Source organism: Streptomyces sp. WM4235 (assembly GCF_001279725.1).
Classification (GTDB): Bacteria; Actinomycetota; Actinomycetes; order Streptomycetales; family Streptomycetaceae; genus Streptomyces.
The window spans coordinates 1-13,512 of the sequence record NZ_LGDE01000020.1 but is presented as its reverse complement, the minus strand read 5'-3'; the positions used below and the strand labels follow the sequence as shown (position 1 = coordinate 13,512).

At 68.6% G+C, this 13,512-nt stretch carries 12 protein-coding genes and 3 pseudogenes; 6 read left to right on the top strand and 9 right to left on the bottom strand.

Going from position 1 to position 13,512, the window contains the following annotated elements; genetic code table 11:
- On the top strand, positions 1-430 hold a 430-nt coding region (locus tag ADK55_RS03615), incomplete at its 5' end, for a transposase (protein WP_199826435.1).
- Between the two features lie 483 nt (positions 431-913).
- On the opposite strand, the gene ADK55_RS03610 is transcribed toward ADK55_RS03615, so the two are convergent.
- The 4 genes from ADK55_RS03610 to ADK55_RS03595 form a co-directional block, all read right to left on the bottom strand.
- The gene (locus tag ADK55_RS03610) at positions 914-1,441 is read right to left on the bottom strand and encodes a MarR family winged helix-turn-helix transcriptional regulator (RefSeq protein ID WP_053675937.1); all 528 of its coding nucleotides are present in this window, start codon (positions 1,439-1,441) and stop codon (positions 914-916) included.
- A gap of 108 nt (positions 1,442-1,549) precedes the next feature.
- Entirely contained in the window at positions 1,550-1,915 is a 366-nt protein-coding gene (locus ADK55_RS03605; protein ID WP_078998433.1) for a YybH family protein, read from the bottom strand.
- A 40-nt stretch (positions 1,916-1,955) separates the two neighbouring features.
- Positions 1,956-2,300 (bottom strand): EthD domain-containing protein, encoded by a 345-nt coding sequence (locus tag ADK55_RS03600; RefSeq protein ID WP_053675933.1) that lies wholly within the window; start codon positions 2,298-2,300, stop codon positions 1,956-1,958.
- Between the two features lie 1,215 nt (positions 2,301-3,515).
- The gene (locus ADK55_RS03595; RefSeq protein ID WP_053675931.1) at positions 3,516-4,199 is read right to left on the bottom strand and encodes a TetR/AcrR family transcriptional regulator; all 684 of its coding nucleotides are present in this window, start codon (positions 4,197-4,199) and stop codon (positions 3,516-3,518) included.
- 143 nt (positions 4,200-4,342) lie between these two features.
- On the opposite strand from ADK55_RS03595, the gene ADK55_RS03590 reads away from it, so the two are divergent.
- Positions 4,343-5,293, top strand: coding sequence for a quinone oxidoreductase family protein (locus ADK55_RS03590; protein WP_053675930.1), 951 nt, complete (start codon positions 4,343-4,345; stop codon positions 5,291-5,293).
- 130 nt (positions 5,294-5,423) lie between these two features.
- Here ADK55_RS03590 and ADK55_RS39505 read toward each other — a convergent pair.
- From ADK55_RS39505 to ADK55_RS03580, 3 genes and pseudogenes are all read right to left on the bottom strand, one after another.
- A pseudogene (locus ADK55_RS39505) lies at positions 5,424-5,615 on the bottom strand (transcriptional regulator); the annotation flags it as partial.
- Between the two features lie 38 nt (positions 5,616-5,653).
- On the bottom strand, positions 5,654-6,196 hold the full coding sequence (locus ADK55_RS03585) for a phosphatidylinositol-specific phospholipase C domain-containing protein (RefSeq protein WP_159041272.1): 543 nt from the start codon (positions 6,194-6,196) through the stop codon (positions 5,654-5,656).
- A gap of 476 nt (positions 6,197-6,672) precedes the next feature.
- Positions 6,673-6,939: a hypothetical protein gene (locus tag ADK55_RS03580; protein WP_420713591.1), complete on the bottom strand. Its 267-nt coding sequence runs from the start codon at positions 6,937-6,939 to the stop codon at positions 6,673-6,675.
- Between the two features lie 386 nt (positions 6,940-7,325).
- Here ADK55_RS03580 and ADK55_RS03575 point away from each other — a divergent pair, with 386 nt between their 5' ends.
- On the top strand, positions 7,326-8,132 hold the full coding sequence (locus tag ADK55_RS03575) for a rhomboid-like protein (protein ID WP_199826434.1): 807 nt from the start codon (positions 7,326-7,328) through the stop codon (positions 8,130-8,132).
- Between the two features lie 365 nt (positions 8,133-8,497).
- On the opposite strand, the pseudogene ADK55_RS03570 reads toward ADK55_RS03575, so the two are convergent.
- Positions 8,498-9,022: pseudogene (locus ADK55_RS03570) on the bottom strand (epoxide hydrolase); the annotation flags it as partial.
- 1 nt (position 9,023) lies between these two features.
- Between ADK55_RS03570 and ADK55_RS35850 the strand changes: the two are divergent.
- A pseudogene (locus ADK55_RS35850) lies at positions 9,024-9,209 on the top strand (CGNR zinc finger domain-containing protein); the annotation flags it as partial.
- Positions 9,210-9,478: 269 nt separating this feature from the next.
- Positions 9,479-9,847 carry a hypothetical protein gene (locus ADK55_RS03565; RefSeq protein WP_159041271.1) on the top strand — a complete coding sequence of 123 codons (369 nt, stop codon included), beginning with the start codon at positions 9,479-9,481 and terminating at the stop codon, positions 9,845-9,847.
- Between the two features lie 259 nt (positions 9,848-10,106).
- Here ADK55_RS03565 and ADK55_RS03560 read toward each other — a convergent pair whose 3' ends face one another.
- Positions 10,107-11,324, bottom strand: coding sequence for an alpha/beta hydrolase family protein (locus ADK55_RS03560; protein WP_053675927.1), 1,218 nt, complete (start codon positions 11,322-11,324; stop codon positions 10,107-10,109).
- Between the two features lie 113 nt (positions 11,325-11,437).
- Here ADK55_RS03560 and ADK55_RS03555 point away from each other — a divergent pair, with 113 nt between their 5' ends.
- Positions 11,438-12,061, top strand: coding sequence for a TetR-like C-terminal domain-containing protein (locus ADK55_RS03555; protein ID WP_053675925.1), 624 nt, complete (start codon positions 11,438-11,440; stop codon positions 12,059-12,061).
- The last annotated feature ends 1,451 nt before the right edge of the window (positions 12,062-13,512 follow it).

Below are 13,512 nucleotides of genomic sequence, written 5' to 3'. Positions count from 1 at the left end.
CAACCAGGGCCGCGCCGAAGGCGACCGCCCCGTCACCACGGTGCGTCACGCCGGCCGCCTCCTGCTCACCGACCCCGAGAATCTACGCCCGAAGGAAACGGCCCTGCTGGAGAAGATCGCCGCAGCGTGCCCGGAGATGACCGCACTCGCCGATCTCATAAGCGACTTCGCCGCTCTGCTGAAACCAGCCGAGGGCAACGACACGAAACTCACCGATTGGATCACAGCCGCCCGCGCCGTCGCCCTGCCTCACCTGCGCAGTCTCACCAACGGGCTCGAAATCGACCGGCCCGCCGTGAACGCCGGCCTCACCTTGCCCTACCACAATGGCCGCACCGAAGGCGCCAACACCCGCACCAAGAGAATCATGAGACAGATACACGGACGCGCCGGATTCGACCTTCTCCGGCACCGCATCCTCCTGCCCTGACGGCTACCCGGCGTCACCACCAACTACGGGCCAGAGCCGTTTCTTTTACAGTCCCTCGGCGAAGTAGCGCAGGACCTCGTCGGCGATCACCTCGGCGGCCGGCGTCGTCAACTCCGCCTGGTGTTCGGCCGTCATGGCGGTTTGGGCGAGTCGTTTCGTGAGATATGCGTCCAGGGCGGTGGTGGCCGAGAGTGGATGGGATCCGTGCGGGCTGTGGTGCGTAGCGGCTCGGGGTAGCCGTCTACCACCCGGAGACCGGCACCGCGACCTTCGAGTGGACGCCGGTGTACTCCGGTCGTCAAAATGTTGTCGCCCGGCAGTTCAAGCCAGGGGAGAACACCTCCGCGCAGTACATCACTGTCGAAGTCGTTGGGCGAGGGGTGAATACCGGAAGCCCGTGCCAGCCGCTCCCGTAACCACGGGCTGAGTCGTCACCGAAGTGGTGAGCAGGTAGGTCACGCGACGCGCGCCCTACCTGCGCGATTACCGCGCGTTGTCCGTCGAGGCGTTCGCTCGCAGGACGCGGGTGGTGATGCGGGCGAGGGTGGCCATTTCGTCTGTGGTGAGGTGAGCGAGGAAGTCGCGCTCGACGATCTCCAGAGCCGTCTGGCGGGCAGCGGCGAGACGGGCGCGGCCTGCGTCGGTGAGCTCGACATCCAGGGATCGTTTGTCCTCGGCGTTGTGAGTTCGACGCAGCAACCCGGCTGCCTCGAGGGTGGCGAGGTGACGGGAGACCCTGCCGGTGCTCATGTCCAGATCGGCCGCCAGGTCGCGGGCTTGCGGCTGATCGCGTTCGTTGAGGCCGCCGAGCAGGCGCAACAAGGTCAGACTCAGCCCGTGTTCGGCGATCATTTCCCGATCGTGCTTGGCCGGGAGCAGGCGCGAGATCTCCATGACACCCGCCCACGCGCGCTTCTGGTCGGAGTCCCAGCGGCTACTGAGTTCATTGCCCAGGAGGTACTCGACGCCGAGTTCGACGGCGTCGGCAGGATCTCGGGTGGTGTCGGTCATGGGTTGGCTTCCGGAATCTCGAGGGGGTTGCCGGATGGGGCGGTGTCGTCAGCGTACGTCGGCTGTGTCTGCTGCCGATCCATGACCCCCTCGGCCGGTGGTGCCGGTTCAGGAGAAGGCCGGGGCATCGAACACGACACGCCAACTTCCGTCCGGTTGGCGGCGGGAGACTTCCGCGGTGGTGACAGTGGTCGGCGCAGCGCCTGCCTTGTCGGCCGGGATCGTGTAAGTCGTCGAGGTCAGCGCGATTTCATCGGCGATCAGGGCGGTGCGCTGGGTACCGACCATGCCGGTACCGGCCGTGAGCAGGCCGGTGAACATGTCGCGGCGGGCGTCGGTTGCGGTGAGCTGGGTTCCGTGGGGCAGTGCGGTGATCGCGTTCGGCTCGAAGAGGTCGAGCAGTGCGTCGACGTCGTGGTCCTGCATCGCCTTGGCGAAGGTGGCGTGCATTTCTTCGGGTCGTGAGAAAGGCATTGTCGGATCCGTTCGTGATCGCGAAGTGCTGGGTGGGGACTCAGCCGAAGATGACTTGTTCGGTGGCGTACAGGAATTGGGTCTTGGACCGGTCGAGGAAGTTGGCCTCGTCCTCGGCCACGACGGTCTGGTAGGTCTGCGAGGTGAACCACGCTGCGGCGTCGGCGACGTTGTCGACCCAGAGCTCGGCCACACCGTCGATCGGGGCTGTCGCGATGCCCGGGATCGAGTCGCCGGTGGGCTGCAGCTGGACGTAGCGGTTCACCGTCACTTCGTCGCTGGGCAGTTGGGCCAGCAGCGGTGTGTGTTTCTGGGTCCAGTATTCGATGAACTCGTCGTGGGTGAGGTCGTTGCGCCGGGTCAGCAGGATGGTGACCTTGATCATGAGCTGCTCTCCAAAGTAGTTGCTGGGGCAACAGTTGCTGGGGCAACTATCGCACGGCGCCAAGCCTCACGCAAGGGGGCGTCCGTGGACCTCGCCCACTCCGGATGATTCCGGCTGTTCGATCAGCGGTATTTCGGAGTTCTCGACGTCGAAGTGCTGGCCCGCGTCCCGAGGCGCGCTGGTTGCCGTGGGCGGAGACGCGGCTGGCGGGCTTCGGTGTTCGGGCCAGTCGGAGGTGCCCAGTTCGGTTTTGGCATAGACGAATTCGTTGAATTCGTCGAGTGGTTGATGCAGGGCGGGAGGGCTGGCGCGACTGGGGGTGGCTCAGCCCTGTTCGAGTTCCCCGCGCGCGCTCCGACCCGTGCGCCTGTTCCCGTGGTCTCCTGGGCGCGTCAGCGCGCGGTGGACCAGGATCGCCGTGAGGGGCGGCACGCGTTGTCGCGACCAGGCCGCCCTCACGGTCCCGACACGCGGCTCGCGGCGGCTCGGCGGCCCCAGCGGTCGGCGAAGTGCACCGGGCGGGGGCGGCATCCAGTCCCGGGTCCATGCCCTGGGAGGAGTCCGGCGTGCACCCGCTGTGCCGGGAACGGATCAGCAGCCGCGTCAGGGAACACCCCGAGACGAATGCCGCCCCGATCGGCGGCCCGCGAGAACTACTCGCCGGGCGCGAAAGTCATGCTTGCGGTGCACGCGATGAAACGCCCGGTCGCGGCGGCCTGAACCTGGAGGAGGCCGAGCGCCGGCGGCGATGGCGCGACCACGATCCGTGGCGAGCCGCGGATCCCCACTCTGCGCATGGTCGTCTCGAATGGAGAGACGTTTGTTGTGTGGCCTGCGCCAATGCTACCGCTTTTGGGTGCGAAGTCGCTCCCGCAAAGCGGCAGTTCAGCATGGAGCAGTCGCTATGACGCCACGCCGCCATGGCGGCTGTCACGCATCGGCCTCCGTGACAGGCCGACGGACAGAACTTCAGGCGCGGGCCACGCATGGTCGATGGTGTCCTGCGACATGGCCCCAGCGGGGCTCGCGCCCTCGTCAGCTCACCGGGCGACGGACAGATGGGACCGGTTCGCCTTGCCAATGCGCTGTCGCCCTTCGCCCTCCTGCGTGGTGACGACGAGGCCGAAGACGAGGTCATTGGGCGCTGCGTACCCGGGCGGGAATTCAAGGGCAAGCGTCAGGCGTTGGGGCACGCCCCAGGGCGGAAGTCGCCGGTCAGTCGGTTCGGTGTGGCGGCCCGTAAAGGTCGTCGAGGCGCAGCGGTGCGGGCGGGGGCAGGGACGGCGCGCCATCCGTGGCCCGGCAGGACTGGAGGAAGTAGGCGAGCAGGCGGTGAGATGCGGCCAGGGAAGCCTCCGGGGACTGTCGCACGATGCCGCTGTTCGCCAGGAGCAGGAGGGTGACGTCGCTGGGATCGAAATCCTTGCGCAACCGCCCTGTGTCCTTCGCGCGTTGTACCAGCCGGGCGAGTCCTGCCTCGGCGCGGGCACGCTCGCGATGAAGGGCGGGATCGTCGGGAGACTCGCCGAGGAACGCGGCGCTGAACCCGCGGTCTTCGGCCTGCATCCTGCACACCTTGTCGAGGGCGGAGCAGAGACCGCGCCAGGGATCGTCGTCCCGTAGGGCCTCGTCCAAGGCTGCGACGCACTCGGTGAGCTGCTCGGAGAACGCCGCGGCGATCAGCGAACCCCGGGTCGGGAAGTGCCGGTAGAGGGTGGCAGCGCCGACACCGGCCCTGCGGGCGATGGTGCTGGAGGGTACGTCGGTGCCGTTGAGGGCGTACGCCTCGCGGGCGGCTTGGAGGAGCCGGGCGCGGTTGTGCCGGGCGTCGGCTCGCTGCCCCCGCACGGGGGTCTCGGCGGCGGACGAGGACTGGATTCGAGACGGCTGAACAGGCATGTCTCTCACCTAACCACAAATGGTAGAGGTCATCCGTTTAGCGGGTTAGCTTGCTCTCGTGCCGCGGCATCGAGGTCACCGAGGATGTCTGAGCCTCGTTGTTCGGCAGCCACTTCCCCCTTCAGGCGCTACGAGGAGACATCATGCGTGCAGTAGAGATCACCGAATTCGGTGGCCCGGAGAACCTCAAGCTGGTCGACCGGCCGGACCCGACCGCCGAGCCGGGCCATGCCGTACTGGCGGTGACAGCGGCCGGGGTCGGCTTTTTCGATGTACTGCTACGGCAGGGCGCCAAGCCCGACGTCGGCACCGGCACCATACCCGGTCTGGAGGTGGCGGGCACGGTGGTCGAGGTCGGTTCGGAGGACGACGCCGGGTGGGTGGGACGCCGGGTCTTCGCGACGACCGGACACGGCGGCGGCTACAGCGACCGCGCCATGGTGCCCGTCGAATCTCTCGTGGAACTACCGGAGGACGTCTCGTCCCATGACGCGGTAACGCTCGGGGTGAATTCCCTGGTCGCCGCCGCAAGCGTGGAAAGGGCCGACGTGAAGGCGGGCGAGCGGGTGCTCGTCCGCGGTGCTGGTGGCGGGATCGGCGTGCTCACCACCCAGCTCGCGGCCGCTCGGGGTGCGACGGTGATCGCCTCCGTTCCCGACCGGTCCGTCGCGCAGCGACTGTACGACCTGGGGGCCACGGAAGTCGTGGGCGTGGACGCGGTCGACCCGGGCCCGGACGGCCGCTATGACGCAGTCATCGACATCGTCGCCGGTTCCGACGTGGCCGACTTCATTCCCCTGCTCCGCCCGAACGGCAGGTACGTGATCAGTGGTGTCGTCGCGGGTGCCCCCACCACCGACTTCGGCATGGCGCTGTTCGCGAACTTCCAGCAGTCCTGGACCATCTCGGCGCTCAGTCTCTCCAGTGCACCGTCGAAGACCGCCGCCGAGACCTTCGCACTTGTCTTCGCCGACCTGCGGGAAGGCCGACTGAAGCCGGTGCTGCACGGCACCTTCCCGCTGGAAGAAGCCGCGGCCGCGCACACTGTGCTGGAGTCCCGCGCCGCCTTCGGCAAGATCGTTCTGACCGTCTGATTCGACGGGACGAGCAGATCACCCGGTTGCACTGCCTGATGGGTGGTTCGCCTGGTCGGAAGCAGTGGCTGTCGGCCCGCCCGGACGGTGCCGCGGTGTGTGTTCGGCAGGGTGTTTTCCGCGGCGAGATGTCGGCCGGCCTGTCGTTTGCCATGCCGGCCGACTCGGTATCCGAGAGTGCGACGATGAGCCGCAGTTTCCTGTCGCTGTCGCTGTCCTTGTCGGGGTAGTGGACGACGAAGATGACATCGTCGATGGCGAGTTCGTCGCGGTGGAGGCGTGGTTCATCGACGACGGGGTGGTGGACGCTGGTCGTACCTCCCGTCGGCGCGGTCCGCGACGCTGAGCCGACCGAGCGGATCACCGCCGCCCACACCGCTTCACGCGGCAGCTACGGCGCGCCGCGCGTCCACGGTCCGCGGCGGCGCCCGGGGCGGGCGTCCCACAGGGGGGACCCGAGGGTCGGGAAGGTGGAGCTGTGAAGAAGTCGCTCCGCATCCCTGAACCACCCCAGTACGTGTCGAGGTAGTGGTTGAAGGTCTGCGTGAAGTCGGCGGCCGACGCACTGGACTTGGTCTGCGAGATCCGCATCAGGATGGTTTCCGAGCGGTGGTTCGACAGGAAGCTGCGGCAGGTCTGCAGAACATCGCCGAACATCTGCTTGAGGTAGTAGTCGCCGTGGTGGACGGAGAAGACCTTGGAGTCCATTCGGCGGAGTCGCACATCGAGGTACCGGACGCCGTTGTTCAACTGCCAGTCCAGGTCCCGGCTCTGGCACAGCGCATACCCCGCCGACCCCACGTTCTCCTGGTAGGCCGGAGATTCGTGCGTCCCGGGGACGGACATGTCCCGGACGCTGACGTGGTCGGGGATGCCCGCCATCCAGTCCGAGGCCACCGGCACCCAGCCGGTCCTGGGGGCGGCCTCGAAATCATCCAGAGGTGTGGTGGGGAGGTCGATTCCGTCCCCCGATCCCTCGCCGTCCGGTGAGGAGGAGACGAGAGCCTGGGCACCGTAACGGACTTGGCCGTCGCCGTATTCCGGACAAGCACCCCCTCCCGCGTAAGCGACGAGTTCGAGTTCGGCCCCTTCCCCGGACCGCCCACGCGGCGGCTCCAGGGTGCTTCGAAACCCTCGTCATTCGTGGGCTGATCAGTCGATACGGCCATGAAGAGCTCCTAACAGCGCGTCCCAGGCGCGAAAGGGCGCGCGATCACGTGTGGTCTGGTTGTGCACGCCGGGCGTCCCCCGAGCGGCCGTTGGCTACCCTGCGTTGTCGCCACAAACCCAAAGCGACCGAAGAGCGCTGATTGTCGATGGATGACGGCCAAGGTCCCTCGCGACGGCCGGCCCGTACCAGGCACCGGCCCGCCAAGGGATTACACGACGGGTTCGTAGACGACGGTGGTGGGGCAGCCGTCGGCGAGCCCGAGGAGCGGATGCTGGCGTTCGTTCTCGTCGACGGCCAGGTCCCAGCGCAGCTTCGTGCCGACCCACGCCGCGCCATACGTGCAGTGGTACGAGCCGTCGGAGGGCAGCCACTCGGCCGGATCCTTGTCGGCCTTGCTCCTGTTGGAGGCGGCGGACACCGCGATCAGCGTGTTGTCCGGGCTGTTCTGGTCGTTCGCGTACGCCTCACGCCTCACGCCTCACGCCTCACGCCGCGCCGCACTCCACGGCGCTCGTTCGGTTGGCGGGGAGCGCAATTCCATGTGAGCGGTACTCCCGGATATCGCTCGGCGTCTTCCCCGGATCGTCCTCGTTGGGTCAGCCGGCGGTGAATCGCTGGGGTGATGCCGACGTGCAGGGGTAGCCCCGGCCGCTTGGCTCCGTCATTGCTTGACGACGAGGTGTGCTCGATCCGGGTAGGCGGCTACTCGGGCAGCGGCCTCCACCCGGCCACGGCAACGGAGCGCGACGGCGGCCGGCGCCGAACTCCCGCCCGGACGAAGGCCGGTGGCGCGCCCCGGCCGGACGGCCAAGCGACACCCGTCGCTTCCCGCGCTCGGCTCGACCTGGAGAATGCCGCAGTATGAACTCTCAGCCACCGTGGGGCCCTGCGGGCAGACTTCTGCGCGCCGCGCGAGAGTACCCGCGCCGCGCACCGCTCACCCTCGTCTACGTCTGCCTGCTCCTGGCCGTCCACTTCTGGATCGGCCACGGACTGTCCGCCGACCGGGCGGCCGCCGTGCTGGGCCACGTCAGCACCAACCTGGACAACCTGCAGGATCATCCGCTGTCCGCGCTGCTTGGTAGCGCGTTGTTCTTCGACGGCACGCTCACGGATGTCGCCTCGACCGAATTCGTGGGCACCTTCATCACCTTGGGCCTCGGCGTCTGCTGCTTCCTGGCCGGGGCGGAGCGCCGATGGGGGAAGCTGCGCTCAGCAGCCGTGTTCCTCGGCGGCCATGTCGCGGCCACCCTGCTCACCGCTGCGGTCATCGCCGTCGCGCTCCGTAACGGCTGGTACCCCCTGGCCGTACGTCACGCCCTGGACTACGGGGTCAGTTACGGAGCCCAGACGGTGTTGGCGATCGGCACGCTCGCCCTGCCCCGCCGCGCCCGCCTGCCCTGGGCCCTGTTCGTCCTCGCCTGGCCTCTCGGCGGCGCCACTTGGAGCGGACCGCTGCCGGACTTCACCACCGTCGGCCATCTCATCGCGGCGACCCTCGGCTTCGCACTGCTGGCCGTCCCCAGCTTCAGGCGGCCACGGGTCCGCACCACCGGGTTTCCCTCGGTCACTGCCGACGACGGTCGTCAGCGGGCCACCACCGTGGCAGCGATGCCGCCGGCAGCGGCAGCGGCCGGCGCATCGCAGACACCCCCCAGGGGGCCGTGATCGTCACTGACGGGGCAGAAGCCGGCGGGAGACGCCCCAACCGTGCATCTCCCGCCGGAGCCCTGTCAGTTTGATCGCGTCGACAACCCGCCGGGTTTCCCCCTGCCGTATCCGTCCCTTTGGTCCCACCGTTGGGGTTTTCCAGTTCACGGGGAGGTTGCAGTGGCAGGGATCGTGGAGGGCAAGCATCGGTCGCCGATCGGTGATGACGGACACCAGCCGAACCGGCCGGTGCCGCCGCCCCCTCCTCCGCCGCCCACCGACCTCGACAAGACGAAGTAGTCGCCGGCTTCGTGCAGGTGCCCGAAGTCCTGCCGTCTCGATGAACTCGGCCTGGGAGCCGTCGGGCAACGCCTTGAACCTGATCAGGCGGTGATCGACTGGCCGGCAGTCGGCTGCGTTCGCCGATGGGCGGCCAGGACTGCCGTCAGGCCCTCTTGCAGGTCTTTGACGAAAAACTCGGGAACCTCCAACGAAGGGAAGTGGCCCCCGGCTTCAGGTGACCTCCATCGGACGATCTGTCGGTACCGTTTCTGTGCCCAAGTGCGCGGACTCTTCTCGATGTCGCGGGGGTACATGGTGATCGCTGACGGGACGTCGACCCGGAGTTCGGGATCGAGCGAGTTGTGACTTTCGTAGTAGATCCGGGCCGATGATGCGCCGGTCCGCGTCAGCCAGTACAGGGTGACGTCGTCGAGAATGCGGTCCCTGGAGATCGTCTCGAACGGGCTGTCCTCGGTGTCTGACCACTCGGCGAACTTGTCAAGGATCCAGGCAAGAAGCCCGACCGGTGAGTCGACGAGCGAGTAGCCGATGGTCTGAGGCCGGGTCGCCTGCTGCTTCGCGTACGCCGCGCGGTGCTGCCAGAAATCGCGGGTCTCCTCGGTCCACAGCGTCATCTCGGGCGAACGAGACGGAAAACTGGCCTTGTGCGCCTCACCGACCTGCCAAGCCGCCTTCTTCGACACCAGCCGAAGTCGCACCCGCAGATGGTGTGACATGAATACGTGCGGGAATCGTCAGAAGAAGGCGCGCTTCCATGCCAACCAGCGCAAGAACCCCAGATCAGCGGAGTGAGCATCACCTCGGTACGTCCAAGTGGATCCCACGCCTACGACACATTGGTCGCGTGGGGTGCGCCCCGAGGGCACCGACGGAAGAGCACCATGTCCGGGCGAAGGTGTTTGCTCTTGATCTGGATGGGTGGCTGACGTGGGGCAATTGCCGCGCCCGGTGCTTGCGTCTCAGGTGTGGCTGCTGACCACGGTTGCCGGTCCGTTTCACACCGTCGCTCCTGTGTGACCCCAAGCTGCCCCGCTCACCCTCCTTGCGCCCCGTCTGGAGTCGTGGGTCGACGAAACCCGGCACGGCCCCGGTTCGCGCACCCCGCGATCGGGGCGACGGTGAAGGCCGTCCTGCCCGAGACGCAGGCGGGCCTCCTGGTCGGCTTCCGCCAGTGGCCCCTGGTGGCCCACCGCATGGACCGGATCCGCGACCACGACGGCACCGGCCTCCTCGCCGCGCACCCCGCCTCGGCGAGAACACCACCTGGAAGGACGACCCCTCCTTCCGCGGCGCGGGAGGGGGGGGCCCGGGCCGGGGCTGACCGGCCGGGGGCGGGGGAGTGGTCGGAGTTTCGAGAAACGGTCCCGCCGGAGACCGCCCGGCGTCCGGCCACCGCTCCCGCCGTCACCGCGTACGCCCCGCGCCCTTGACCGGTGCGGCCCGCCGGCGGTGGCCCGCGTCTCCCCGTGGGTCGCGGGCTGCCCGGCTGCCGGATTCCACCGCAGGGCCCGACGGCCCGCGTCCGTGACGACACTTGCGAAACTCAGTCGGCTCGACTGGGCCGGTGGACACGTGAGCGTGGGTGATGGGCCCCCCGATGGGGCGGAAGGAGTCGACGGGGAGTCGGCAGGCGAAGAGTTCGACACTGAGGAAGCGTTCCATCCAGGCATCGACTCACGTACCGCCCTCTCAGCTGGTGGCCTGGGTGGCCGCCACCAGGGTGGTGTCGAGCCAGTCGAAGGCGATCTGGTGGAAGCGGGACATGGCCCCCATGTGGCAGTGCTCGCCGGCGCCTTCGGCTTCGGGGAGGGTGATCAGGGTGTGCGGGCAGGTCAGAGCAGCCTGGACGCGCTGGGGCTGGCCGTGGAAGAACTGGTCGTTCTCGGCGTCCAGGATCAGGGTGGGGCAGTCGATGAGCTGGGCAACGCCGTCGAGGGTGTAGTCGGCGGTGCGACGGATGTAGTCGGCGACCGAGGTGGCACCGAACGCCCACACTCCGTTGCGCAGGGCCCAGCGGAGCTGGGTGCTGCCCTGCATGAGGAGGCTCGCGACGGGGTTGGCGAGGTCGTCGCGTCCGGTCTCGACCCACTCCCGCAGGAACGGCGGCATGACCTGGGTGTGGGCGTCGTGGTAGTCGTAGAGGCCGTCGTCCAGGATCAGGGCGGCCAGGCGGTGTTCGTGGGCGGCCGCGCGGGCGGTGAGGTAGCCGCCGAGGCTGTAGCCGAGCAGGACGAGCCGCTCGGGGTCGATCTCGGCCCGGGTCAGCGCGTAGTCGACCACGGGGGTGACCACGGCCTCCCAGTCCGGGCGGAAGACCAGTGCCTGCTCGCGCAGCGCCGCGCCCTGGCCGGGTCCGTCGTAGGCCAGCACGTTGTAGCCGCGGCGCAGCGCGGCGGCGGCTACGGCGAAGTAGGCCTCCTCCAGGGTGGAGTCGAATCCGCTGGTGAAGATGACGGTGGGGCGGGGGGTGCCGGATTCGTCGACGAGGAAGAGGTAGCCGGGCAGGCTGGTGTCCAGGTAGGGGATGCGCACGGCCTCGACGGGGGTGTCCATCAGGGCCGCCGCGGCCGCGAAGGTTTCGCGGGAGAGGGTGGACAGGTGCTTGACCTCGGGGTCGTTGGCGGGGTCGTCGCGGCGGTAGAACTCGGCGGTGCGGTAGTAGTTCGACGCGCGCAGCAGGGCCTCGCGGGCGCTGACTCGGTGCCCGGCCGCCAGGGCGCGGCTGCCGATGTCGTGCACGCGCTCCGCGGTGGCCTTCCACTCGCGCAACCAGGCCTCCTCGTCGCCCTCGCCGATGTGTCGGACGGTGGCCAGGACCTCGCCCAGGTCGGAGCCTCCGTAGTTGGCGAACCCGGCCGCGCGCAACGTCTCGAAGGAAAACGACTCGTCTTCGTACAGGAATCGCATGGTGTACCTCCAGCTCGCTGTCGAGACGGAACGGGTGCGTCTCGTCTACGAGCAGGACCCTAGCCCTCGCCTAGTCGAGACGCAAGCGTTCCGCCTGGTGTAGGTTCAGGGGCATGCCCAGCGCACCCACGCCCCAAAGCCCCGCCCCCGCCCGTGAGCGCCGACTCCCCGGAGGGCCCGTGCTCCAGGACTCGGTGACCCAGGCGATCTCGGCCGCCTTCTTCGAGGAACTTGCCTCGGTCGGCTACGCGCGGCTCTCCCTGGAAGCGGTCGCCAAGCGGGCCGGAGCGGGCAAGGCCGCCATCTACCGCCGCTGGCCGTCCAAACTGGAGATGACCGTCGCCTTGATCTCCGAGGTCGCCGTGGACGCGCCCGAGGTCGCCGACACCGGCACCCTGCGCGGCGACGTACGAGCCTTTCTCGTCGACCTCGCCGACGGGCTGAGCCACCGACTGCCCTCGAAGATCATCCCCGACCTCCTCGCCGAGAGCACTCGCAACCCGGAGCTGGCGCAGGCGCTCCTCGCGGCCGTCCGCGACCCTCGCCGCGCCAAGGCCACCGGCCTGCTGGAAAGGGCAGTCGAACGTGGCGAACTCCCCACCGACGTGGACCGCGAACTCGCACTCGACTTCCTCGCCGGACCCCTCTACTGGCGCCTCGCGGTCCTTCACGCCCCGACCGGCCCCGACTACCTCGACCGCCTCACCGACAAGCTCGTCGCCGCCTTCGCCGCCTGACCCCCGGCCCGGCGAGCACCGACTTCCCCCAAGCTCCAGCAGCTGCGCGCCCCGCCGGCCCGCATGCCGCGAGAGCGGCGACGCAACTCGTTCGAGCCGCCCGCACCCGTCCGCGGTCGGATCGTTGTGGATGCCCGCCCCGGTGGTGTTGGCCGTGGCCGCCGGGATCGTTTACCCGTGCGCCGGCAGCAGCACCGGCCCGTCCGTACGGCCCGTGACGGTGACGTGGTTTCTGCGGCGGATGTCCATACCCGTCAGTTTCCCGCGCTGCAATCTTTCGAGGGGTGAACTCGTCCAAGCACGGCCCTACCCGGCGCACTCCGGCTTCACCCGCCCGCCCGGGCCTCGACCTGCGCCCCGGCGACAGCGCGCTGGCTCTGCTCGGACGACATGCAGGAACGGCAAGCAGGAGCCGTCGATCTGCCCGGACTCTCACCCGACCATCTGAGCCACTCCACCACGGCGGAATCGGAACGCGCGCCTGCCCTCGCCGGGAGTGGGCGTTGGCGAGGCCTCGGGGCCCGGATGCGGTGGGTGGGGGTGTGGGCGACGGCGGGAGTTCCGTCCTCGCATCGCGAGGAGCGCCATGACCGTCGAGCTTTTGCACGGCAAGGGCCTGCGGAGCGAGCACGCGAACACCATCGCTTGCCTGACCATCGGGGGTGGGATCGCCTCGGCGGCCTGTGCGACGCGGCAGGTCTGGCGGGGGAGCAGGGCGCGGACGGTCTTGCCGCCTTCAGGCTTTCGTCCACGGGGCGGGAGGGTTCGGCTGGCACATGGTCAACGAACTCGCCCGCGCCACCGTCGTCACGTTCTTGGGCACCCTCGTGCCGGCCGCCGATCCGGAGTACGCCGACACCGTGGTCCGGGCTGTGCGTGGCGTGCCTCGGCAACAGCGGACAGGAATTGAAGGGCTGCGCGCCCGGTGCTCGTCGTGGTCATCTCGCGCTCCGGTCTCGGTGATCGTGTCCAGCCTTGCCTGCCGGGCCGTCTGTGCCCCGGACCGCGACTCTCAATCCTGGTGGGCTCCGAATATCTACCTCACCAGGAGCGCAGAAATCTATGCCAGCTGGAGTAGACATCGGGCGGTGGTGTGGTTATGGTTTCTCTCGTAACGCAGAGAGACAGCAAGGCCTGGCAGAGACGAACTGCCGGGTGGCAGTACACGCAGTTCGTAGTTCGCAGGACGGTGCGGTGGTGGAGTTCCGAAGCCAGAGCGGTTGCAGGACGGCGACGGGACTGACGACCGGACCGGGTGGCCCGCGGTGATCAGGGGCCGCCGCAAGCAGTACTCGCAGTGGCGCAGTACCCAGCAGTAAGGGAAGTTCGCAGTACCAGCAGTGAAGTGAGTGGAGTGGTACCTCGGTGAAGGCGTCGGCTGCGGGCGCGCGCATCGGGAGGTTCGGCAGTGGGGTTCCAAGCCAGAGCGGATGCGGGATGGGCGACGGGGC

Bases quoted from the DNA above. Each gene is read 5' to 3' on its own strand.
- ADK55_RS03610 (WP_053675937.1), bottom strand. From the start codon at position 1,441: ATGACCGACACCACCCGAGATCCTGCCGACGCCGTCGAACTCGGCGTC.
- ADK55_RS03605 (WP_078998433.1), bottom strand. From the start codon at position 1,915: ATGCCTTTCTCACGACCCGAAGAAATGCACGCCACCTTCGCCAAGGCG.
- ADK55_RS03600 (WP_053675933.1), bottom strand. From the start codon at position 2,300: ATGATCAAGGTCACCATCCTGCTGACCCGGCGCAACGACCTCACCCAC.
- ADK55_RS03595 (WP_053675931.1), bottom strand. From the start codon at position 4,199: ATGCCTGTTCAGCCGTCTCGAATCCAGTCCTCGTCCGCCGCCGAGACC.
- ADK55_RS03590 (WP_053675930.1), top strand. From the start codon at position 4,343: ATGCGTGCAGTAGAGATCACCGAATTCGGTGGCCCGGAGAACCTCAAG.
- ADK55_RS03575 (WP_199826434.1), top strand. From the start codon at position 7,326: ATGAACTCTCAGCCACCGTGGGGCCCTGCGGGCAGACTTCTGCGCGCC.
- ADK55_RS03560 (WP_053675927.1), bottom strand. From the start codon at position 11,324: ATGCGATTCCTGTACGAAGACGAGTCGTTTTCCTTCGAGACGTTGCGC.
- ADK55_RS03555 (WP_053675925.1), top strand. From the start codon at position 11,438: ATGCCCAGCGCACCCACGCCCCAAAGCCCCGCCCCCGCCCGTGAGCGC.